Here is a 21166-nt window from a genome sequence, read left to right on the forward strand (position 1 = left end):
CAGGGTGTTGTCGTTGGTGATGAAGTCACTGCCCGAGCTGCCGGTGTCCTGGGTGATGCCGGTGATGGCCACGGTGTTGCCGTCGCCATCCTGGTCAATCTTGGTGTCCACACTCCCTGAATCAGTCGCACTACCTGTATTCCCCGCAGGATCTGTCACTGCGGCAGTGACGGTATAAGAGCCTTCAGCCAAAGGGATCACCACATCCACGGTGAAGGTACCGCTGGGTGCGACGATAGCGGTCAGAGTTTGTTGATTACCGTTTGCATCGGTGACCAGCAGGGTGACGGTGCTGCCAGCAGGAGCATCCGTGGTCCCGGTCAGGGTCGGAGTAGTGTCATTGGTGTTATCTGGCGCAACCACGGAAATGGTGGGCGGCGTCAGGTCGAATACTTCATCTTCGCCAGCAGCACCCAGCGGTGGCTCGCCATTGGTGTTGTAGGTGGTATCGAAAGTGGCTTCAGCAATGGTTGCGGAACCGGTACGGTCGATGGTGACAAAACCGCCGTTGCCACTGGCACCGGCGACGCCCCCAATACCGCCACCACCGGCGGCAGGTGCACCGCCTGCTGCAGAGGCTTCAAAGGCCTGGGTCGGGTCAGCGCCACCCAAAATGGCCTGTTGCAGGGCATTGATATCATCAGGAGTGCCAGCGGCACCATTTTGAGCCAGCTGGGGAGCATCTCCCTCTTCGGCAGGCTCACTCTGCTCGCTGGCTGGTTGCACATTGAATGACTGTCCGCCGCCCATGAAACTGGCGCCATCCGGCGACACGATCACTGCCCCTTTCGGCAGCACATCACCTTCAGCCAACAGCTTCCGGCTGCCATCAGCGGCAACCAGATAAATTTGTCCTTTGAGTTGGGTTACGGTTACGCCCTGTTCCAAGGTAACGGCATTGGTGATCATGTTCTCTCCTGAATCCTGATTTGAATGCAATAAGCCACAGCCTACTTTGCAGACTGAGGGGAAAAATAACCAGCTCGAAAATTCGAAAGGATAGACCGATTTGAGGCTGAACTGTTCAGCCAGACAGAAGTGTATAAAACGAGGTTGCGAGAATGGCAAAAACCAAAATTATCAATAGATTACAGAATGATGACGGGAGCATGACAAGGCATGCTCCCGTCAGGATTAACCCTAGGCTCCCGCCCAGAGGATGATAGCCAGCAGCTGTGGCGAGATGATCCGCAGGAACATCACCAGCGGGTAGACAGTGGCGTATGAGAGCGCACTGGCGCCACTGGTCGGGTGCATGGCGTTGGCAAAGGCCAGCGCGGGAGGATCAGTCATAGAGCCGGCCAGCAAGCCGCAAAGGGTCAGATAGTTCATCTTGCCGTAGAGGCGTGCCAGCACACCGACCACCAGCAGCGGGATCAGGGTGATCGCCATACCGTAGAGCATCCAGGCCGGGCCATCACCGTTGATAAGGGTATCGACGAAACCCGCCCCCGACTTGAAGCCGACCACCGCCAGAAACAGCACGATGCCGATCTCCCGCAGCGCAAGGTTGGCACTGGGGGGCATGAACCAGTAAAGCTTGCCGATGCTGCCGATCCGCGACAGGATCAGCGCCACCACCAGCGGCCCACCCGCCAGACCCAATTTGAGGGCGGCCGGGAAACCGGGCAGATAGAAGGGGATGGAGCCGAGCAATACGCCAAGGCCAATCCCGATAAATACCGGCAACATCTGCACCTGCTGCAGTTTTTGCTGCACGTTGCCGACCACATTGGTCACCGCTTCGATAGCATCGAGGCGCCCCACCAGGTTGAGAATGTCGCCAAACTGCAGGCTGGTCTGGCTGGTCGGTACCAGCTCGATACCAGCCCGATTGAGGCGGGAGATCACCACGTCATAGCGCTGTTTGATATCCAGATCGCGGATCTTCTTGCCAAGAACCTGCTCGTTGGTCACCACTACCCGCTCGACGCGCAGATCGGTGCCGCGGGTCGAGAGCGAGGTCTCCACCTCCTCCCCCAACACCAGCAACACCTTGTGCAGCGCGTGGCGCTCACCCACCAGATGCAGCAAGTCACCCAGTTCGATACGGGATTCCGGCCGTGGCACCATCAGCTCGTCGCCCCGTTTGAGCCGTGAACAGATGACATCAGACTCGTCGAGACTCGGGATCTCGCTCAGCATCAGGCCGTGCATGTTGGGATTGCGCACCGCGATGTTGATGGTCTGCAAGCTCTCTTTGGTTTTACCGGTTTGTAGCTCGAACTGGGCGGCTTCATCGTCGATCTTGATGCGAAAGAAGACCCTGACCAGCCACATGGTGAGCAAAATGCCACAGATACCAAACGGATAGGCAACCGCATAGCCCATCCCCATCAGGCCGGTAGAACCGGGCGCGGCGCCCAGCTCGGCCAAGATCTGCTGGCCCGCACCGAGGGATGGCGTATTGGTGACGGCACCGGAGAAGACCCCCAGAATGACCGGCAACGGCACATCGAAAAATTGATGCAAGCCAGCAGCCACCACGCAGCCAAGGATGACCAGCAAAGCGGCAAAGGCGTTGAGTTTGAGACCTGAACTGCGCAATGACGAGAAGAAACCCGGCCCGACCTGGATGCCGATGGTATAGACAAACAGGATCAGGCCAAATTCTTGAATAAAGTGAAGCGTTTGTGCATCCAGCGCGAGATCGGAGGCGCCTGCAAAGTGACCCACTATGATGCCGCCGAACAGCACCCCCCCTATTCCCAAGCCAACGCCATAGACTCGCCAGTTTCCCAGCCAGAGTCCTAGCACTGCCACCAGCGACAACATGCTGATGGAAAGCGCGATTTCACTCATTTCGTGCATCCTTTGCGAATTGAACTGGCCCTAGCTTGTCAGCAAACGCTGATGCCAACTGTGTGATACCGCACGAATTTATCCTTTTACGCGCTAAAAATACCAATTAAGGGCTAGTTGCAAGACGTTAGGCGACGTAGCCGTAAATGGCCATAAAGTGACAAACGCTGCCACCCAGCACAAAGAGATGCCAGATGGCGTGGTTATAGGGGATCTGCTTGGCCACATAGAAGATGACCCCGAGGCTGTAGATAAGGCCGCCAAGCCCGAGCAGCAGCAGCCCCTCACCCGCCAGATGGATGTAGAGCTGATAGATGACCACCAGCGACAGCCAGCCAAGCATCAGATAGGTGAACAGCGACAACTTCTTGAAGCGGTTGATAAACACCAGCTTGAACACCACGCCAGCCAGCGCCAGGGCCCAGATCACCACCATCAACCCCTTCGCCAGCGGCGTGTCTAACGCGACTAGCAGGAAGGGGGTATAGGTGCCGGCAATCAGCAGATAGATGGCGCAGTGATCAAACACCTTGCACCAGCGTCTGGCCCGCCCTTCCGCCATGCTGTGGTAGAGGGTCGAGGCGAGATAGAGCAGCACCAGACTGCCGCCATAAAGGCTGTAGCTCACCAGCGCCTGCGTACCCTGCCCCCATCCCTTGATGAGCAACAGCACCAGCCCGACAATCCCCAGCAACAATCCCGCACCGTGACTCAGCCGGTTTGCCAGCTCCTCCCGGGGGGAGTAATCCATCACACCACTCATAACATCGACTCCACAATAACTGTGGCTCACTCTACCCAGCGCCATTTCGGAGTACAAGTGTTCGCTTAAAAAATGGAGTGGCTGTCACCTGCCAACCTTTGGTGTATGCTCTGCCGCCGATGCCCGAGACAAGCGGCATAGACACCTACCCCGGTGACCTGGTCTGGAGAACCTGATGAAGTTGACTGAGCTGTTTGCACAAGCGGATCCCGCCTTTGGCGAGGCGATGAACACCTTGCTGGAGAGCTTCCACCACTCCGACGACAGTCAAGCCCCCTATCAGCGCGACCTGTTCACCCACCAGCTCGATCAATCCCGCATGCCTGCGGTCGGCCAACCTATCGAGGAGTATCTAGCGCGGCTGGCTACTCTGGTGCCCGGCGCCTCTCACCTCACCTCGCCACGCTACATGGGCCACATGACGGCGCCCCTGCCAGCCTATACCGCCGAGCTGTCGCGCCTGCTGGTGATGCTCAACCAGAATCCGATGAAGATGGAGTCCTCCCGCCTGCTCAGCTTTCTGGAGCGGGAGGTGCTGGCCAAGCTGCACCGCCTCATCTACGGCATGGACGATGCCTTCTACGGCGAGCAGATGCATGCCAAGGATGCCGCCCTCGGTGTCATGACCAGCGGCGGCACCATCGCCAACGTCACCGCCCTCTGGCTGGCTCGCAACCGCGCCTGTGGCGACAACCTGTTTGCCCTCTACGAGCAGGGCTATCGCGGCGCCGTCATTCTGGGCTCCCGCCTGATGCACTACTCCTTCGACAAGGGGATGGATCTGCTGGGGCTGGGCGCCCGCAGCGTTTGGCGCCTCGAGACCGACGAGCAGAACCGGCTCAGTCTGGCGGCGCTGGAACAGGCTCTGATCCAGTGCAAAGAGCAAAAATTGAAAGTACTGGCATTGGTCGGCGTGGCAGGCAGTACCGACTTTGGCTCCATCGACCCCCTGCCTGAGCTGGCCGCCATCGCCGAGCGCGAGCAGATCCACTTCCACGTGGATGCCGCCTGGGGCGGCCCGACCCTCTTCTCCCCCCGCTATCAAGGTCTGCTGGCCGGAATAGAGCAGGCCGACACCGTCACCCTCGATGGCCACAAGCAACTGCTGGTGCCGCTCGGTACTGGCATGCTGCTCTGCCGCCAGCCCGACCTGATGATGGCGGTCAAGCGAGAGGCCCCCTACGCCATTCGCGCTACCTCATTCGATCAGGGCCGCTTTACCCTGGAGGGCACCCGCCCGGCCAATGCCCTCTATCTGGACGCCGCCTTCCAGCTGTTTGGCCAGCAGGGTTATGCCCAACTTATTGAAGCCAACTACGACCGTGCCCGACTGATGGCAGAGCTCATCGAAAGCGATCCTGCCTTCGAGTTGATGTCTACTCCGGTGATGAACCTGCTCTCCTACCGCTGCATCCCGCCCCATCTGCAGGGCAAGGTGCTGGACGAAGCGGCCAACGAGCAGATCAACGCCTTCAACGTGGCGCTACAAAAAGCCCAGCGGGCCGAGGGACACAGCTTTGTCTCCCGTACCCAGCGCGCCGTGGTGCGCTACGGTGCCCAGCCGCTTACCCTGCTGCGCGCCGTGCTGCTCAATCCCCTGATTGAAGAGCGCCATATTCGCGACCTGCTGGCCGATCAGCAGCGACTGGGGCTCACCATTGCTCGCCAACTGTTTGGCGACAGCGCGGAACCGGCGTAAAAATGAGCGGTCTTATTCATTTGCCGTTGTCCACCGTGCAGGTAGACTGGGCAAAATTTGCAGGCCATCTTTGAGGACTAGGCGCCAACAATGAAGCAATTTATTGAATTTATTCCACTTATCGTTTTCTTCGCGGTCTACAAGTTCTACGACATCTACATGGCTACCGGCGCACTGGTGGTAGTCACCGGTCTGCAGCTCGCCTATAGCTGGATCCGCTATCGCAAAGTCGAGAAGATGCAGCTCTTTACCTTCCTGCTGGTTGGCTTCTTTGGCGGCCTCACGGTTTTCTTCCACGATGACACCTTCATCAAGTGGAAAGTGACTGTCATCAACGTACTGTTCGCACTGGGTCTGCTCATCAGCCGCTACGGCTTTGGCAAGAACCTGATCAAACAGATGTTGGCCAAGGAACTGCAAGCGCCCGATAAGGTCTGGGACACTGTCAATCTCGGCTGGGTCGGCTTCTTTACCGTCTGTGGCCTGCTCAACCTCTACGTGGCATTCAACATGCCGCAGGAGATGTGGGTCAACTTCAAGGTGTTCGGCCTGCTGGGGATGACGCTGGTCTTTACCCTGCTGAGCGGCGTCTATCTCTATCGCCACATCCCTGCCGAGCAGTTGTCCCAGCAAAAAGACGAACCAAAAAAATAACCCTCATCAGAAAAGGATTGTCTCATGTGGTATCTCATCTACGCCGAAGATGTCCCCGATAGCCTGCCACTTCGCAAGCAGGTTCGCCCTGCCCATCTGGCTCGCCTGCAAGCCCTGCAGGATGAAGGGCGCCTGCTGACCGCCGGTCCCAACCCGGCCATCGATGCCGAGGATCCAGCAGATGCAGGCTTTACCGGCAGCACCGTTATCGCCGAGTTTGCCTCGCAAGCTGACGCCAAAGCCTGGGCTGATGCCGACCCTTATGTGACCGCCGGTGTTTACGCCAAGGTCACCATCAAGCCGTTCAAAAAGGTCTTCTGACCCGAAGCGAATAGCGAAATAAAAAAGGCCGGACTGGAAGTTCACTCCAGTCCGGCCTTTTTGCATCCCGATATCTCGTTTATGCCCTGGCGACAAACCAGGGGTTAAGGATGTCGGGCTTGTTGTAACGCAGCGGCGAGCCATCGAGTTGGGCGACGCTGCCCCCCGCCCCCTCCAGCACCGCCTGCGCAGCGCCGGTATCCCACTCGCAGGTGGGGGCGAGGCGTGGATAGAGCTCGGCGCCCCCCTCGGCAATGATGCAGAACTTGAGGGAGCTGCCCATGGAGACCAGCTCGATCTCGCCAAAAGGAGCCAAGAAATCGAGGGTCTCCTGCGACAGGTGGTTGCGACTGCCCACCACTCGCCACGCCGCTCCTTCACGATGAGGCCGGGTCTGGATAGGCTCGCGCTTGCCATCGGCGATTCGCCAGGCACCGAGCCCCTTTCCGCCATACCAGAGCTTATCCAGCACAGGGGCATAGACCATCCCCCAGCGCGGCGTCCCCTTTTCAATCAGCGCGATATTGACGGTGAACTCGCCGTTGCGCGAGACAAACTCCTTGGTGCCGTCGAGGGGATCCACCAGCCAGTAGCGGGACCAGCCGTGGCGCGCCGCCATTACCTCGGACCCCGACTCCTCCGACAGTACAGGGATATCAGGAGTCAGCCGTGCCAACCCCTGAACGATCACCTCATGAGCCCCCTTGTCGGCCGCGGTCAGGGGACTCTCGTCGCTCTTGTACTCTACCGCGAAGGGCTGGCTGTAGATGGCCATGATGGCCGCTCCCGCCGCGCGGGCGACAGGTTCAAGTTCGGTGATATCGGGGTGGTACAGGGGATGATCCATAACAATCTCGTCCAGCTCACAGGGTCAACCAGTGTAACCCTTTTGACATCAACTGCTTATAGCCGATTGTGCTGGGTTATTACAGCTCGGTGGCCGCCAGCCCATTGCCCTCACTTGAACAACACCTGAAATAACAAAGGACGCCGTGGCGTCCCTTGTTATTTCTAGCGACCGGTCTCAGGCCGCGGGCCTATTTTGCAACTCAGATCCCCTGACGGGCTTCCTGCATCAGCAGGCGCATATCGCTCACGGCCTTGGCCAGACCATCGAAGGCGGCACGGCCAATGATGGCGTGGCCGATGTTGAGCTCATAGAGCTCGGGGATGGCGGCGATGGCCTTGACGTTGTGGTAGTGCAGGCCGTGGCCGGCATTGACCTTGAGCCCCTTGCCAGCGGCATAGGAGGCACCGGCGGCGATGCGCTTGAACTCGGCGTTGCGCTCGGCATCGGTGGTGGCATCGGCGTAACGACCGGTATGGATCTCGATAAAGGGGGCGCCACTCTCGGCGGCCGCATCGATCTGGATGGGATCGGCATCGATAAAGAGGGAAACCTGGGCACCCACCGCGGAGAGACGGGCAACGGCATCAGTCACCTTGTCCAGCTGACCGGCCACATCCAGACCGCCCTCGGTGGTCACCTCGGTACGCTTCTCCGGCACCAGACAGACGAAGTGGGGCTTGATGCGGCAGGCGATGCCGATCATCTCTTCGGTCACTGCCATCTCCAGGTTCATCCTCGTCTGGATAGTCTGGCGCAGGATATCCACATCGCGGTCGGTGATGTGGCGACGATCTTCACGCAGATGCACGGTAATGCCATCGGCCCCCGCCTGCTCGGCCACGAATGCGGCCTGTACCGGATCAGGATACTGGGTGCCACGGGCGTTGCGCAGGGTGGCGATATGGTCGATGTTCACACCCAGATAGATTTCACTCATTGAGAACTCCTTGAAAGGCTTCATCTGTTGACTGCGCGGTCAGCGAATCACACCGCGCCAATATCCGTATGTCTGTAATCTGTGTCAGCCTTGCATACTGGCTTTGCGTTTTAAAAACAGCTCCCGGCTCTTTAGCTGGCGCTTGCCCAGATAGGGTTGCAGTGCCAATCGGCTGAAACGTTTGGCCGCCTGCAGCAAGGGAGGGGTATCGAAACGTCCCTCGGCAAAGGCGAGCAGGTGGGCACCGAGAAACAGGGTACGGGGATCCGGCGCCCGCTCGCAAGCAACAAAGCCCAATTCACGCTCAAAGCCATAGAGCAGGGTCGGCTCGATGGGCGACTCGTCGTCCGCCGTGTATTCGAAATCCACCGCATAGCCGAGCGCCTGCAACAGCAGGAACTCGAAGCGGCGCAGCGGCAGCTCCGGCGTCTCGCCGTCGGCCAGCGCCATGATGGCACGGGCATAGGCATCGAACACTTCGGGGAACGGGGTGTGCGCTTCCAGCAGGTAGTAGACCAGCTCGTTGAGATAGAGGCCGTAGAAGAGGCGATCGCCACCGAGACGCAGGGAGTGATCCGGGCATTCGACCTGGGTGAGGTTCTTGAGATCGCCCTTGCCGCGCCAGGCGATGGTGAGCAGGGTAAAGGGTTGCAGCAGCCCCTTGAGAGGCGAGCGTGGCCCGCGAGAACCGCGAGCCACCAGAGTAAATCGGCCACTATCCTGGGTGAAGACCTCGACCAGCTGGCTGGTCTCCCGATAGGGCCGACTGTGGATGACGAAAGCCGGGGTCAGCAATCAGTCGTCACCATACCCGAGGCTGCGCAGGGCGCGCTCATCATCAGCCCAGCCCGACTTGACCTTGACCCACAGCTCGAGGTGCACCTTGTTCTGGAACAGACGCTCCATATCGAGGCGCGCTTCGGTGCCGATGGTCTTGATCTTCTCGCCCTTGTTACCGATGACCATCTTCTTCTGGCCATCGCGCTCGACCAGGATCAGGCCGTGGATGTGATAGAGGCCGTTCTCTTCCACCTTGAATCGCTCGATCTCCACCGTCACCGAGTAGGGCAGCTCCTCGCCGGTGAAGCGCATCAGCTTCTCGCGGATGATTTCGGAGGCCATAAAGCGGGACGAGCGGTCGGTCACGTAATCTTCCGGGAAGAAATGGACGTTTTCCGGCAGCAGCTCCTTGGCCCACTCGCGGATCTTCTCCACGTTGGTGCCCTTTTCGGCACTGATGGGCAGAATATGGGCGAAGTTCATCTGTTGGCCCAGCCACTCGAGGTGGGGCAGCAGATCTTCTTTCTCTTTGACGTTGTCGATCTTGTTGACCGCCAGCACCACAGGGCACTTGAGATTGCGCAGCTTGCCCAGCACCATCTCGTCGTCTTTGGTCCAGTGGGTACCGTCGACCATGAACACCACCATGGCCACATCACCCAGCGAACTGGTGGCGGCACGGTTCATCAGGCGGTTGATGGCCCGTTTCTCTTCAATGTGCAGACCCGGGGTATCCACATAGATGGTCTGGTAGTTATCCTCGGTGTCGATCCCCAAAATCCGGTGACGGGTGGTCTGGGGCTTCTTCGAGGTGATGCTGACCTTCTGGCCAAGCAGCTTGTTGAGCAGGGTGGACTTGCCCACATTCGGGCGGCCCACGATGGCGACAAAGCCGCAGTAGGTGGTATCTGTCATGACAGTTTTTCCAATGCTTGCTGCGCCGCGGCCTGTTCGGCCTTGCGACGGCTGGTGCCGACCCCGACGAGGGGACCATCCAGACCTTCCACGTCACACTGGACAGTGAACTCCTGGTTGTGGGCCTCGCCCTTGACGTTGGTCACGGTGTAGGTCGGCAGGGATTTGCGGCTTCCCTGCAAAATTTCTTGCAGACGGGTCTTGGGATCTTTCTGCTCGATGCCAGGCTTGATCTCTTCCAGGCGGCTGGCGTACCAGCTCAGCAGCAGTGTCCGCACCGTCTCAAGATTGGTATCCAGATAGACGGCACCGATCACCGCCTCGACCGTGTCGGCCAGAATGGATTCGCGGCGAAAACCGCCGCTCTTGAGTTCGCCGGGGCCCAGGATCAGGTGATCCCCGAGATCAAACTCCCGGCCCAGTTCGGCCAGGGTCTTCTCGCGCACCAAGGTGGCGCGCATCCGGCTGAGATCCCCTTCCGCCGCTTGCGGGAAGCGGTGGAACAGATCGTCGGCAATCACCAGACTCAAAATAGAGTCACCCAGAAATTCCAGTCGTTCATTGTGACGGGAGCCGGCGCTGCGGTGAGTCAGCGCCCGGGTCAGTAGTTCCAGATCCGCAAAGACATGCCCGAGACGGGACTGCAGTCTGTTCATCTTGATATTCATTTACTTGATTCCGCCAATGCGGTTGAAGCGCACACCTGTCGGTACCCAACTTGGCAGCAGGGAGCCTTCTTCGCGCTCGAATTCAAAACTTATCCAGATAGCGACCGCCTTGCCGACCAGATTCTGCTCGGGCACAAAGCCCCAGAAGCGGCTGTCGGTGCTGTTGTCGCGGTTGTCGCCCATCACGAAATACTGGCCTTCCGGTACCACCCACTCGTCGGGGTAGGTGCCGGGCTGGCGATAGTAACGGCCAACCATGTCGGGCATCAGCGGATTGCGCAGGGTCTCGTGGGAGACATCGCCCAACTGCTCGGTATAGCGATCAAGGGGGATCCCCATCTGGGTAAATTCGCCTCTTTGTTCAAACTTGACGTCGAGCTTCTTGAAGCCCGGACACGTTTTCCCTTCCTGCTCTTCGCACTTGGGCCGGATCATCAGCTCCTTGTTGCGATAGATGACCCGATCACCCGGCATGCCGACCACCCGTTTGATGTAGTCAACGCGCGGTTCAAGGGGATACTTGAACACCACCACGTCGCCACGCTTGGGCTCGCCAGTCTCGAGAAACTTGGTGTTGGTCACCGGATCCCGCAGACCGTAGGCAAATTTTTCCACCAGGATGAAGTCGCCCACCAGCAGGGTGGGCATCATGGAACCTGACGGGATCTGGAACGGTTCAAAAATGAACGAACGCAGGATCAGCACAAAGGTGATGACCGGGAAGACCCCGGCGGTCTGTTCAATCCAGACCGGCACGGGGGCCACCTTGGCCAGGGTCTTCTCATCCAGGTGTGCACCGCCATGGGCACGAGCCACGGCAATCTTGGCGGCGCGCTGCTTGGACCAAATCATCTTGTCCAGACACCAGATAACACCGGTGATCGCACAGACCACCACCAGGATCAGGGAAAACGTGCTTGCCATCTATTAATCCTTTCCGACGTGGAGAATCGCGAGGAAGGCTTCCTGCGGCACGTCGACACGGCCGAGGGACTTCATCCGCTTCTTACCTTCTTTCTGCTTGTTCAGCAGTTTCTTCTTACGACTCACGTCACCACCGTAACACTTGGCGGTTACGTCTTTACGCAGAGCCTTGACGGTGCTGCGAGCGATGATCTGGTTGCCGATGGCCGCCTGAATGGCGATATCGAACATCTGGCGCGGGATCAGCTCGCGCATCTTCTCCACCACCTGACGACCGCGATACTGGGCGTTGTCCTTGTGGGTGATGATAGCCAGGGCATCGACGCGCTCACCGTTGATCATGATATCCAGACGGACCATGTCGGAGGTTTCGAAACGCTTGAAGCCGTAGTCCAGCGAGGCGTAACCGCGACTGGTGGACTTCAGACGGTCGAAGAAGTCGAGCACCACTTCCGCCATCGGGATTTCATAGGTCAGCGCCACCTGCTTGCCGTGATAGACCATGTTGGTCTGCACGCCACGCTTCTCGATACAGAGGGTGATCACGTTGCCCATGTACTCCTGCGGCAGCAGGATGTGGCACTCGGCGATCGGCTCGCGCATCTCCTTGATGCTGGTGATGGCGGGCATCTGGGCCGGGCTGTCGATGTGGATGGTAGAACCGTCGGTCAGCTCGATCTCGTACACTACGGTCGGCGCCGTGGTGATCAGATCCAGATCGTATTCACGCTCCAGACGCTCCTGAATGATCTCCATGTGCAGCATGCCGAGGAAGCCGCAACGGAAGCCGAAGCCCAGCGCAGTGGAGCTCTCCGGTTCGAAGAACAGGGAGGCATCGTTCAGGGAGAGCTTGTCGAGGGCGTCACGGAACGACTCGTAGTCATCGCTGGAGATGGGGAACAGACCCGCATAAACCTGCGGCTTCACCTTCTTGAAGCCAGCCAGCGCCTTGTCGGCACCGTTCTTGGCCTGAGTCAGGGTATCGCCCACCGGCGCGCCGTGGATGTCCTTGATACCGCAGACAACCCAACCTACCTCGCCACAGCCCAGACCTTGGGTATCCACCTGCTTGGGCGTGAAGATACCGATACGATCGACACCCCACACCTGACCGGTGCTCATCACCTTGATCTTGTCGTTCTTCTTCAGGGAACCGTTCTTGATCCGCACCAAAGAGACAACCCCCAGATAGGAGTCGAACCAGGAGTCGATGATCAGCGCCTGCAGCGGGGCATCCGGGTCACCTTCCGGTGCCGGGATCTTGGCAACGATCTCTTCCAGCACAAGATCAACACCCAGACCGGTCTTGGCGGAGCAGCGCACCGCATCGACCGCGTCGATACCGACGATGTCTTCGATCTCCTCGGCAACCCGCTCGGGTTCTGCGGCCGGCAGGTCAATCTTGTTCAGCACCGGCACCACTTCCAGATCCATTTCCATGGCGGTGTAGCAGTTGGCCAGAGTCTGTGCCTCAACCCCCTGGCCGGCATCCACCACCAGCAGCGCCCCTTCACAGGCCGCCAAAGAGCGGGAGACCTCGTAGGAGAAATCAACGTGGCCCGGGGTGTCGATAAAGTTCAGCTGGTAGGTGTTACCGTCTTGTGCCTGGTAGTTCAGGGTCACACTCTGTGCTTTGATGGTAATGCCGCGCTCGCGCTCCAGATCCATGGAGTCAAGCACCTGAGCCTGCATCTCGCGGTCGGACAAGCCACCGCAAGTCTGGATCAGACGGTCCGACAGGGTCGATTTACCGTGGTCGATGTGCGCAATAATCGAAAAGTTACGAATGTGTTTCATCGAGCAAGAGTCACTCAAAATTAGTTAAGGTCAGTTATGGAGGCGCGATTTTACTGGATAACCCGGCTGACGGCCATTCTTTAGTCGCCAGCGCCAGTGAAATAGCGCCTGTTCAGTCAGGGGAGGATGCGGACAGGGACGACAGCGCCGAGCATCTGCGGGCCGTAACGCCCCTGATCCAGGCGGTTGGAAAAGTAACGAACCAGTAAAAAGCCCAGCACGCCTCCCAGCAGGCAGCAGAGAATGGTAATCCCCTCCCCGCCCGAGAGCAGCGGCGCCAGCCAGAGCTGCCCCAGCAAGGCGCCGGCCAACAGACACAAAAGCGGCAACACATAGACCAGCGCCGCCCCGCGCAGCAGACTCTCTTGCGGGATACCGAGCCTAACTTGCTGGCCAACCCGCACCTCGGCGGTCAGCCTGACTCGCAAGCGGGGAGCTTTCAAGGGAAACGCCTTGGCCACGGTGCCGGTACCGCAGTTGGATTGCTGCTGACAACCACTGCAGGCGGAGCGACGCTCACATTCCACCCAGGCATGGTCACCCTCAATGGCCACCACAGTCGCCAGCTCTTCACTCATCTCATTCACGGCAACACCTCGGGTTCACACAATCAGGGGATCTGACCACGACTCGCCACGCTCGGCAAGCGGGGAACAACCCCGCATCCCCCGTTACTGCACCGCTTCGTTGCGGGCCAGCGGCTGGACCGACTCGGCGATGCGCTTGGCGGTTTCGGCAGGCACCTCGCCGACCACGGTGATCTCGACCCCCACCTCGTTGACATAGCTCACCAGGGAGGTCGCCCCCTGGCGGATCAGCTGCTGGCGCACCGCCTGCTTGGGATCGACCCGGGAGACGTAGACCGAGAGATCCACCAGCCCGTCGGAGAGCATCATGTAATCCACCGGCATACTGGTGGTCACCAGCTGGTGCCGGTCTTGCGACAGCACCTTGAAGCCATCGGGCAGCCAGGTGATTTGCCAGTTCAACTGCTGTTGCGGCGCCGGATAGGCATCCTCCAGCGCCAGCGCTGGAGGCTGCTTGCTGTTGGCCAGCTTCACCAGCCAGGGGGCCGGTTTGCTCTGCAGATCCAGCTCGACACCGAGTACCTGCTCCACCAGATTGCCTTCCCGCTCGACCATGTCGATCCGCAACAGCAAGTGGCTCTGCTCGTCAATCCAGAGCACGAAACCATATTTATCGGCCTCTTTAGGCACCAGCCTCACCACCTGTGCCACCACACCGGCGACACGGCTGCGGCCGGCCAGCACAGGATCATAGCTCTCCAGCACCTGCGCCAGCGGCATCCTGACCAGGGTCGACCAGATACCGGGGAAGCGGGCATCCTTCAGGGTGTAGGGATCGTGGCTGTTTTCAAAGAAGGTGTATTCGTTCTGGCGCTGGAGATACTCTATCGCCTTGCCGTCGAGGTAACTGAGGTGGGCCACTTCCTTGCCGTTGATCACGGCATGGCTGATCCGGATCGGTTCAAGACGCCCCTGACGGGCCTTGACCATGGACAACTCGAAATTCTGTTGCTGCACGGCACTCTGCATCTGCTGCAACAAGGCCTCGGCCGACTTATCGTCGGCCGAGGCCTTGGCACTGATCAGCAGGAGAGAGGCCAGCAAAATACGGCTGGACTGGCGCACGTTTGTATCCCTGACAATTCGTTATTGTTGGATCTGTCTGTCTTGCAACAGGCGCTGCTGCAACTGGTGGTCACGCAGGAAGGCGTTGATCCGCTCCCGCTGCTCCTGCATCTGCTGTTCGGTCAGCCCCTGCTGACGGGCACGGGCACCATCCTGTTGCGGATAATGAACACTCACAGGCGCCGCACTGCCACCGATTGGAATGGTATTGAGCACCGGATTGGCCGGAACGCCATCATGCCCCTGATACTGCTGCACCCCGAAGATAACGGCAGCGGCCACGGATGCCGCAATGGCATATTGACCCAGCTGCTGACCGACACGGCGGAACAACGGAACCACATTAGAATCTGTCTTGACCGGTGCAACGGCAGGTTGCAGCACGGGAGCCGTCTCGACCGGCTTGGGTGCCAGTATGGTGGGCTCATCCTCCAGCGCAGCCATAATGCTGTCACTGAGATCCAGTTGCAGATTGACCGGCAGGTCACCCCGCATGGCATCGCCGATCAGGTGGTAACGACCCCAGGTATCTTGCAAGTCGGAGTCCATCTCCAGCTCGTTCAGTACCTCTGCGTCACTCAGGTCACCATCCATCAGGGCAGAGATTTGCTCTTTATTTGCCATAAGTTAACCCGTCTTTCCCCAGTTAATTCTCGATCAGAGGTTGCAGCTTTTTATCGATTGCTTCCCTCGCCCGGAAGATACGGGATCTGACCGTACCCACTGGGCAATCCATGATTTCGGCAATCTCTTCGTAGCTCAGCCCTTCCAGTTCGCGAAGGGTGATAGCTGTCCTCAGGTCTTCCGGCAATGCCTCTATGGCTGAAAACACGGTGCGTTTGATCTCGTCAGTCAGCGCCAGGTTTTCGGGGGTTGAGACCTCTTGCAAGGCTTCACCACCACCATAAGACTCCGCTTCGTCAGCCTCCACATCACTGCTGGGCGGCCTGCGCCCCTGGGAGGTGAGATAATTCTTCGCCGTGTTCACGGCAATTCGGTACAACCAAGTGTAAAAAGCACTTTCGCCACGGAATGTCGGCAATGCACGGTAGGCTTTTATAAAGGCCTCTTGCGCCACATCGGGCACATCACCGGGATTGTTGACATACCTGGCAACCAGGTTGACCACCTTATGCTGGTATTTTTTTACCAACAGGTTGAAAGCTGCTTTATCGCCGCGCTGGACCCGTTCAACCAGCTGTTCGTCCAGTAGATTCTGGTCGCTCATCAGAGCCGTAAAACCCCCATCAGGTTATCGTTTTTCTTTTCCGGCCCTTCCTAAGCGCACAAGTTCAGACAGGGAGAATCAGAGAAAGTTCGCTTCAATTGAAAAAAATGTGATGCAGGCTGCATCCTCGCCCTCGCTTGGGCTACCATGGTGCCAGTTCTTAATCCAGGCCAATGATACTTATGAAAGCAAGTGTTGAATACCTTTGCGATGTACTGATCATTGGCAGCGGTGCCGCTGGTTTGTCCCTCGCGTTGCGATTGGCAGACCACGCCAAAGTCCTGGTTCTGAGCAAGGGGCCCATCAGTGAAGGGGCCACTTTCTATGCGCAAGGAGGCATCGCTGCCGTTTTCGACGAAACCGACAGCATCGAATCCCATGTGAGCGACACGCTCAACGCGGGCGCCGGGTTGTGTGACCCGGCAGTGGTCGAGTTCACCGCTCGCCACGCTCGCGAATCCATCCAGTGGCTCATTCAGCAAGGGGTCCCCTTCGATCAGGAGGAGAACGCCGACGGCGAGTCCCAGTACCACCTCACCCGGGAAGGGGGCCACAGCCATCGCCGCATCTTCCACGCGGCCGACGCCACCGGCAAGGCGGTGCAACTGACCCTGATCGATCAGGTCCGTGCCCACCCCAATATCCAGCTGATGGAGCGCTTCAACGCGGTTGACCTCATCACCACCCGCAAGCTCAACCTGCCGGGCAACAAGGTGCTGGGCGCCTACGTCTGGAACCGCAACGCCGAGCAGGTCGAGGTGATCCGTGCCCGTTTCGTGGCACTGGCCACCGGCGGAGCCTCCAAGGTCTACCAGTACACTTCCAACCCGGATGTGAGCTCTGGCGATGGCATCGCCATGGCATGGCGGGCTGGCTGCCGGGTGGCGAACCTGGAGTTCAACCAGTTCCACCCCACCAGTCTGTTCCACCCCGATGACCCCAACTTCCTGCTGACCGAAGCGCTGCGTGGCGAGGGGGCTTATCTGCGCCGCCCGGACGGCAGCCGCTTTATGCCGGAGTTTGACGAGCGGGCCGAGCTGGCACCGCGGGACATAGTCGCCCGCGCCATCGACCACGAGATGAAGCGGCTCGGGGCGGACTGCATGTATCTGGACATCAGCCACAAACCGGCCGATTTCATCATCAAGCACTTCCCGACCATTTATGAGCGATGCCTCGCGGTCGGCATCGACATCACCAAGGAGCCGATGCCCATCGTGCCAGCCGCCCACTACACCTGTGGCGGCGTGATGATCGACAACAATGGCCAGACCGATATTCCCGGCCTCTATGCCATCGGCGAAGTGACCTACACCGGTCTGCACGGCGCCAACCGCATGGCCTCCAACTCCCTGCTGGAATGCGTGGTCTATGCCCATCAGGCGGGGGCCGATATTCTGGCCAAGCTGCCGATGAGCGTGGAGCCGCCGCGCCTGCCGGTGTGGGACGAGAGCAAGGTGGAAGATTCCGACGAACTGGTGGTGATCCAGCACAACTGGCACGAGTTGCGGTTGATGATGTGGGACTACGTGGGGATAGTGCGTACCAACAAACGCCTGGCTCGCGCCAAGCGCCGCATCGACCTGCTCAAGCAGGAGGTGCAGGAGTACTACGCCAACTTCCGTGTCTCCAACAACCTGCTGGAGCTGCGCAACCTGCTGCAGGTGGCCGAGCTTATCGTCAACTGCGCCCTGCAGCGCAAGGAGTCCCGTGGCCTGCACTACAACCTGGATCATCCGGATATGCTGCCGGACTCCAAACCGACCGTGCTGACCCCGGAGCGGGATTAATCCCCCTTCCCGCAAAACGTTACAGCAATCAGTGACCCCGCCCCGGCGGGGTCACTTGTTTTCAACCGCTTTTCAGCCACAAAAAGAGTGTCGCCAGCCACATGGCAACAGCTTATCGCGATAAATCAGCGCATGGTCATCACGGAAAGCAGGCGTCAGCGCCGGGACGGCAGAAAGTGGATGGCTCGCGCCAGCAGGCGGTAATGTTCGGTGGGAAGGGCGTCGGAGAATAGCCACAGTTGCCGTGGCGACACAGCTCCACTCGCTTGCGGTTCGGGACAAAGTGCCAGCCTGAGCACGCCGGGCAGAATGCGGCTTTTCTTGTCGAGCTGATAGCGACGACCTTGCCACTGTAGCCACTGGCCATCCCAGACAAGCTCGAACGGGGGCTCGTCGAGCGCACGCCAGCTAAAGTAGAGCGCCACCAGCCAGACGGGCAGCAACAGCGCCCACTGCCAACCGGCAATCAGGCCAGCCACCGGCCAGAGCAGCAACAGAAAGAGGGCCACCAGCAAATATTGCTGATGGCGGGAGGGGTGAACCGTCATGATCACCCGCTCCACAGGATTACCCCTGGCGGTCGTGGCGCGCCTGATTGCGCTCCAGGATCATCGGGATCATGGCGGCAAATGCGGGATCGGCAGGGACACCATGCCCCATGCACCATTTGAACAGATCCGGATCGTCGCTCGCCAGCAGGCGGATAAAGGTCTGCTGATCGGCTTCGCTCAGGGAGTCGAACTCGTGTTCGAAAAAGGGCATAAAGATCACATCCAGCTCGAGCATACCGCGACGGCAGGCCCACTTCAGGCGGGATTTTTCAACTGGGCTCAACATGGCACTCTCCTTACAAAGACCGGGGGATGGTACCAGCTGGATTTTCCGGCTGACAAACATTAGTTACGTCTTTACCATGCAGCTCACATACTTTCTCTCTGGAATACCATCGTGAGCCTGCAACCACCTGTTTTTCCTGCCGAGCCGACCCGCTTCCCCCTGACCAAGCTGGCCATCACCCGTATCAGCGGCCAGGATCGCGCCAAATATCTGCAAGGTCAGGTCACCTGTGATGTCAACGCCCTGCAACCGGGGCAACAGACCCCGGGCGGCCACTGTGATCCCAAGGGCAAGCTGTGGAGCAATTTCCGCCTGCTCTGCCTCGACGACAGCCTGCTGCTGCTGACCAGCCCTTCAGTGTTGGAACGTCAGTTGCCGGAGCTGAAGAAATTTGCCGTCTTCTCCAAGGTCGAGATCGCCGCCGATGAGCGTCACGCTACCGGGATCGCCGGTACGGGCAGCGATGGCTGGATCGCCGCGCAGTTTGGCCTTCTGCAGAGCGGTCTTATCGACGGCGGCATGGCGGTGAAGATTGAGCAGGATCGCTGGCTGCTGGTGAGCAATCAGCAAGCCGACGCCCTGCCGCAAGGTGACGAGTCACTCTGGTGGGGGCTCGAGATCAAGGCGGGCCTGCCACACATGGAGGCGGTGCATCAGGGGGAGTTCATCCCGCAGATGCTCAACCTGCAGGCACTGGACGGCATCAGCTTCAACAAGGGCTGCTACATGGGGCAGGAGACGGTGGCCCGCGCCAAGTATCGCGGCGCCAACAACCGCGCCCTGTTCCTGCTGGCGGGCACTACCGGCGAGCCGGTTGCCAGCGGCGATACTCTGGAGCTGCAACTGGGTGACAACTGGCGCCGCAGCGGCATGGTGCTCAACGCCTGGCAACAGGCCGGGCAGGTGTGGCTCACCGCCGTACTGCCGAAAGATACCGAGGCTGACGCCCAATTCCGCCTCAAGCAGGACGAAGGCTCCCGCCTCACCCTGCAACCCCTGCCTTACGCCCTGACCGAGTAAGGTCGGCTAGCGAGGCACGCGCGCCAGCAGTGCCTCCTTCAGCCAGCGCCCCGCCTGCCCCAGCGGGCGGGCGCGATGCCACTGCAACTCCAGCGCCAACGCATGGCTGGCGATAAAGTCCGGCTCCAGCACCACCACCTCGCCCCGCTTCAACGGTTGATGTAGCAGAAATTCCGGAATCGCGGACCAGCCAAGGCCCCGCTTGACCAGCTCCAGCACCCCGAGATCCCCCTCGACCCACCACACCTGGGCCGAGATGCGAAAACGCTGGCGCTCGCTCCCTTCCCGTCGGCCGGTGACCATCAGCTGGCGTGCCCCCTGCAGATCGACCTCCCGCAGTGGCTGCTTGCGGGCCAGCGGATGATCCGGTGACACCACCAGCGGCATGGTCACCTCCCCCAGCGAATGGGCGACAATCTCCCGCTGGGGATGCACCTTCTGATAACTGATGCCGAGCTGGGCCCGACCGGTCACCAGCATCTCGGTCACATCCTCCATCAGCGGGAAGAGCAGCTCCAGCTCCACGGTCGGGTAGCGAGTGGCGAACTCCTCCAGCAAGGTGCCGAGCCAGGGGAGGTGGGAATCATCATCGATGGCCAAAGTGAGCCGCGTCTCCACCCCGGCCGCCAGCTCCCCGGCAATGGATTGCAACCGTTCACTCTGCGCCAGCAGGATCCCCGCCTCCTGCACCATGCGGGCCCCCGCCTCCGTCAGTTGCGGATAGCGGCCGCTGCGGTCAAACAGGGTGAGCGCCAGATCGATCTCCAGATTGGCGATGGCGCTGCTCACCACCGACTGCGCCTTGCCCAGCTTGCGGGCGGCAGCGGAAAACGAGCCGGTTTCGGCGGCCGCCAGCAAGATCCTCAGTTGTTCCAGTGATGGCGTCATCTTATGGCCCTCCGGCAAGCTCTCTCATCCATCTATTTTAGCGATGGATACCAACATGAATCTATCGCTAAAGATCTATAGATTAACCAGCAATCCGTGAATAAATCTGATTGAGAGAGTGACTTATGCGTACCCGTAACGATCGCCTGCGCCATGCCATTGGCTTTGAATTTATTGGCCTGCTGATTGCCGCCCCGCTGGCCAGCTGGGTTACCGGGGTCGGGCTAAACCATATGGGCCCGCTGGCACTATTCTTCTCGGTGCTGGCCACGGTCTGGAACTACATCTACAACATCGGGGTCGACAAGCTGCTGCTGAAATATCAGGGCCATACCCACAAAACCCTGTGGCAACGGGTGCTGCATACCTTCGGCTTTGAGGGCGGTCTGCTGATCGTCGCGCTGCCGGTCATGTCCTGGTGGCTGAGCGTCAGCATGCTGGAGGCGCTGGTGCTGGACCTGGGCTTCGTCGTCTTCTACCTGATCTATGCCTTCGTCTACAACTGGGGCTATGACAAGGTGTTCCCCATCCCCCGCGAAGTGCCGCACGGTATGCCCCAAGAGGCGCGCTAAGGCACGAATCAGTTGGATTGAAACCGAGAAGTGAAGGTCAACAAGGGAAGGCAACAGAAGAAACGACAC

The 21166-nt window shown here is 59.5% G+C and carries 23 protein-coding genes; 6 read left to right on the forward strand and 17 right to left on the reverse strand.

Annotation, left to right across the window (positions count from 1 at the left end; translation table 11 throughout):
- The 3 genes from ACB042_RS15940 to ACB042_RS15950 all read right to left on the reverse strand — a co-directional run.
- The coding region (locus tag ACB042_RS15940; RefSeq protein ID WP_371178714.1) for a retention module-containing protein at positions 1–909 on the reverse strand (909 nt) is incomplete at its 3' end.
- Between the two features lie 231 nt (positions 910–1140).
- Complete coding sequence (locus ACB042_RS15945) at positions 1141–2802, reverse strand: putative transporter (protein WP_005335335.1); 1662 nt, start codon at positions 2800–2802, stop codon at positions 1141–1143.
- 127 nt (positions 2803–2929) lie between these two features.
- Positions 2930–3565 (reverse strand): hemolysin III family protein, encoded by a 636-nt coding sequence (locus ACB042_RS15950; protein WP_005335337.1) that lies wholly within the window; start codon positions 3563–3565, stop codon positions 2930–2932.
- Between the two features lie 175 nt (positions 3566–3740).
- On the opposite strand from ACB042_RS15950, the gene ACB042_RS15955 reads away from it, so the two are divergent.
- The 3 genes from ACB042_RS15955 to ACB042_RS15965 all read left to right on the forward strand — a co-directional run bounded on the left by ACB042_RS15955 (position 3741) and on the right by ACB042_RS15965 (position 6239).
- Positions 3741–5264, forward strand: a complete 1524-nt coding sequence (locus ACB042_RS15955; protein ID WP_144713786.1) for an aminotransferase class V-fold PLP-dependent enzyme — start codon at positions 3741–3743, stop codon at positions 5262–5264.
- 90 nt (positions 5265–5354) lie between these two features.
- Positions 5355–5918, forward strand: coding sequence for a septation protein A (locus ACB042_RS15960; RefSeq protein WP_021229465.1), 564 nt, complete (start codon positions 5355–5357; stop codon positions 5916–5918).
- 24 nt (positions 5919–5942) lie between these two features.
- On the forward strand, positions 5943–6239 hold the full coding sequence (locus ACB042_RS15965) for a YciI family protein (protein WP_144713785.1): 297 nt from the start codon (positions 5943–5945) through the stop codon (positions 6237–6239).
- Positions 6240–6318: 79 nt separating this feature from the next.
- Here the strand turns inward: ACB042_RS15965 and cysQ are convergent, their stop codons facing one another.
- From cysQ to rpoE, 11 genes are all read right to left on the reverse strand, one after another.
- Positions 6319–7086, reverse strand: coding sequence for a 3'(2'),5'-bisphosphate nucleotidase CysQ (cysQ, locus tag ACB042_RS15970; RefSeq protein WP_371178715.1), 768 nt, complete (start codon positions 7084–7086; stop codon positions 6319–6321).
- Positions 7087–7288: 202 nt separating this feature from the next.
- The gene (gene pdxJ / locus ACB042_RS15975) at positions 7289–8026 is read right to left on the reverse strand and encodes a pyridoxine 5'-phosphate synthase (RefSeq protein WP_201944399.1); all 738 of its coding nucleotides are present in this window, start codon (positions 8024–8026) and stop codon (positions 7289–7291) included.
- An 84-nt stretch (positions 8027–8110) separates the two neighbouring features.
- Positions 8111–8821: a DNA repair protein RecO gene (recO, locus tag ACB042_RS15980; RefSeq protein WP_005335391.1), complete on the reverse strand. Its 711-nt coding sequence runs from the start codon at positions 8819–8821 to the stop codon at positions 8111–8113.
- Positions 8822–9721: a GTPase Era gene (gene era / locus ACB042_RS15985; RefSeq protein WP_323925448.1), complete on the reverse strand. Its 900-nt coding sequence runs from the start codon at positions 9719–9721 to the stop codon at positions 8822–8824.
- Complete coding sequence (gene rnc / locus ACB042_RS15990; RefSeq protein WP_005335394.1) at positions 9718–10389, reverse strand: ribonuclease III; 672 nt, start codon at positions 10387–10389, stop codon at positions 9718–9720. Before rnc ends, era begins: the two co-directional genes overlap by 4 nt.
- Positions 10390–11313 (reverse strand): signal peptidase I, encoded by a 924-nt coding sequence (lepB, locus tag ACB042_RS15995; protein WP_005335395.1) that lies wholly within the window; start codon positions 11311–11313, stop codon positions 10390–10392.
- 3 nt (positions 11314–11316) lie between these two features.
- Positions 11317–13110: a translation elongation factor 4 gene (gene lepA, locus ACB042_RS16000; protein ID WP_005335396.1), complete on the reverse strand. Its 1794-nt coding sequence runs from the start codon at positions 13108–13110 to the stop codon at positions 11317–11319.
- A 116-nt stretch (positions 13111–13226) separates the two neighbouring features.
- The gene (locus ACB042_RS16005) at positions 13227–13688 is read right to left on the reverse strand and encodes a SoxR reducing system RseC family protein (protein ID WP_323931105.1); all 462 of its coding nucleotides are present in this window, start codon (positions 13686–13688) and stop codon (positions 13227–13229) included.
- Between the two features lie 93 nt (positions 13689–13781).
- The gene (locus ACB042_RS16010; RefSeq protein WP_181269695.1) at positions 13782–14762 is read right to left on the reverse strand and encodes a MucB/RseB C-terminal domain-containing protein; all 981 of its coding nucleotides are present in this window, start codon (positions 14760–14762) and stop codon (positions 13782–13784) included.
- Between the two features lie 21 nt (positions 14763–14783).
- Complete coding sequence (locus ACB042_RS16015; protein ID WP_144713777.1) at positions 14784–15386, reverse strand: sigma-E factor negative regulatory protein; 603 nt, start codon at positions 15384–15386, stop codon at positions 14784–14786.
- Positions 15387–15408: 22 nt separating this feature from the next.
- Positions 15409–15990: an RNA polymerase sigma factor RpoE gene (rpoE, locus tag ACB042_RS16020; RefSeq protein WP_005335411.1), complete on the reverse strand. Its 582-nt coding sequence runs from the start codon at positions 15988–15990 to the stop codon at positions 15409–15411.
- Between the two features lie 182 nt (positions 15991–16172).
- On the opposite strand from rpoE, the gene nadB reads away from it, so the two are divergent.
- The gene (nadB, locus tag ACB042_RS16025) at positions 16173–17780 is read left to right on the forward strand and encodes an L-aspartate oxidase (RefSeq protein ID WP_005335413.1); all 1608 of its coding nucleotides are present in this window, start codon (positions 16173–16175) and stop codon (positions 17778–17780) included.
- Positions 17781–17935: 155 nt separating this feature from the next.
- Here nadB and ACB042_RS16030 read toward each other — a convergent pair whose 3' ends face one another.
- Positions 17936–18328 carry a protein YgfX gene (locus tag ACB042_RS16030; RefSeq protein WP_371178716.1) on the reverse strand — a complete coding sequence of 131 codons (393 nt, stop codon included), beginning with the start codon at positions 18326–18328 and terminating at the stop codon, positions 17936–17938.
- Between the two features lie 19 nt (positions 18329–18347).
- Positions 18348–18617 (reverse strand): succinate dehydrogenase assembly factor 2, encoded by a 270-nt coding sequence (locus ACB042_RS16035; protein WP_005335417.1) that lies wholly within the window; start codon positions 18615–18617, stop codon positions 18348–18350.
- A gap of 111 nt (positions 18618–18728) precedes the next feature.
- Between ACB042_RS16035 and ygfZ the strand changes: the two genes are divergently transcribed.
- The gene (gene ygfZ, locus ACB042_RS16040; RefSeq protein WP_216952961.1) at positions 18729–19637 is read left to right on the forward strand and encodes a tRNA-modifying protein YgfZ; all 909 of its coding nucleotides are present in this window, start codon (positions 18729–18731) and stop codon (positions 19635–19637) included.
- A gap of 6 nt (positions 19638–19643) precedes the next feature.
- On the opposite strand, the gene ACB042_RS16045 is transcribed toward ygfZ, so the two are convergent.
- Positions 19644–20525, reverse strand: coding sequence for a LysR family transcriptional regulator (locus ACB042_RS16045; protein WP_005335421.1), 882 nt, complete (start codon positions 20523–20525; stop codon positions 19644–19646).
- 125 nt (positions 20526–20650) lie between these two features.
- Here ACB042_RS16045 and ACB042_RS16050 point away from each other — a divergent pair, with 125 nt between their 5' ends.
- Entirely contained in the window at positions 20651–21097 is a 447-nt protein-coding gene (locus ACB042_RS16050) for a PACE efflux transporter (protein ID WP_005335423.1), read from the forward strand.
- Positions 21098–21166: the final 69 nt, after the last annotated feature.

It is taken from the genome of Aeromonas sp. S13(2024) (genome assembly GCF_041402405.1).
GTDB lineage: Bacteria > Pseudomonadota > Gammaproteobacteria > Enterobacterales > Aeromonadaceae > Aeromonas > Aeromonas veronii.

Bases quoted from the DNA above. Each gene is read 5' to 3' on its own strand.
- ACB042_RS15945 (WP_005335335.1), bottom strand. From the start codon at position 2,802: ATGAGTGAAATCGCGCTTTCCATCAGCATGTTGTCGCTGGTGGCAGTG.
- ACB042_RS15950 (WP_005335337.1), bottom strand. From the start codon at position 3,565: ATGAGTGGTGTGATGGATTACTCCCCCCGGGAGGAGCTGGCAAACCGG.
- ACB042_RS15955 (WP_144713786.1), top strand. From the start codon at position 3,741: ATGAAGTTGACTGAGCTGTTTGCACAAGCGGATCCCGCCTTTGGCGAG.
- ACB042_RS15960 (WP_021229465.1), top strand. From the start codon at position 5,355: ATGAAGCAATTTATTGAATTTATTCCACTTATCGTTTTCTTCGCGGTC.
- ACB042_RS15965 (WP_144713785.1), top strand. From the start codon at position 5,943: ATGTGGTATCTCATCTACGCCGAAGATGTCCCCGATAGCCTGCCACTT.
- cysQ (WP_371178715.1), bottom strand. From the start codon at position 7,086: ATGGATCATCCCCTGTACCACCCCGATATCACCGAACTTGAACCTGTC.
- pdxJ (WP_201944399.1), bottom strand. From the start codon at position 8,026: ATGAGTGAAATCTATCTGGGTGTGAACATCGACCATATCGCCACCCTG.
- era (WP_323925448.1), bottom strand. From the start codon at position 9,721: ATGACAGATACCACCTACTGCGGCTTTGTCGCCATCGTGGGCCGCCCG.
- rnc (WP_005335394.1), bottom strand. From the start codon at position 10,389: ATGAATATCAAGATGAACAGACTGCAGTCCCGTCTCGGGCATGTCTTT.
- lepB (WP_005335395.1), bottom strand. From the start codon at position 11,313: ATGGCAAGCACGTTTTCCCTGATCCTGGTGGTGGTCTGTGCGATCACC.
- lepA (WP_005335396.1), bottom strand. From the start codon at position 13,110: ATGAAACACATTCGTAACTTTTCGATTATTGCGCACATCGACCACGGT.
- ACB042_RS16005 (WP_323931105.1), bottom strand. From the start codon at position 13,688: ATGAGTGAAGAGCTGGCGACTGTGGTGGCCATTGAGGGTGACCATGCC.
- ACB042_RS16015 (WP_144713777.1), bottom strand. From the start codon at position 15,386: ATGGCAAATAAAGAGCAAATCTCTGCCCTGATGGATGGTGACCTGAGT.
- rpoE (WP_005335411.1), bottom strand. From the start codon at position 15,990: ATGAGCGACCAGAATCTACTGGACGAACAGCTGGTTGAACGGGTCCAG.
- nadB (WP_005335413.1), top strand. From the start codon at position 16,173: ATGAAAGCAAGTGTTGAATACCTTTGCGATGTACTGATCATTGGCAGC.
- ACB042_RS16030 (WP_371178716.1), bottom strand. From the start codon at position 18,328: ATGACGGTTCACCCCTCCCGCCATCAGCAATATTTGCTGGTGGCCCTC.
- ACB042_RS16035 (WP_005335417.1), bottom strand. From the start codon at position 18,617: ATGTTGAGCCCAGTTGAAAAATCCCGCCTGAAGTGGGCCTGCCGTCGC.
- ACB042_RS16045 (WP_005335421.1), bottom strand. From the start codon at position 20,525: ATGACGCCATCACTGGAACAACTGAGGATCTTGCTGGCGGCCGCCGAA.
- ACB042_RS16050 (WP_005335423.1), top strand. From the start codon at position 20,651: ATGCGTACCCGTAACGATCGCCTGCGCCATGCCATTGGCTTTGAATTT.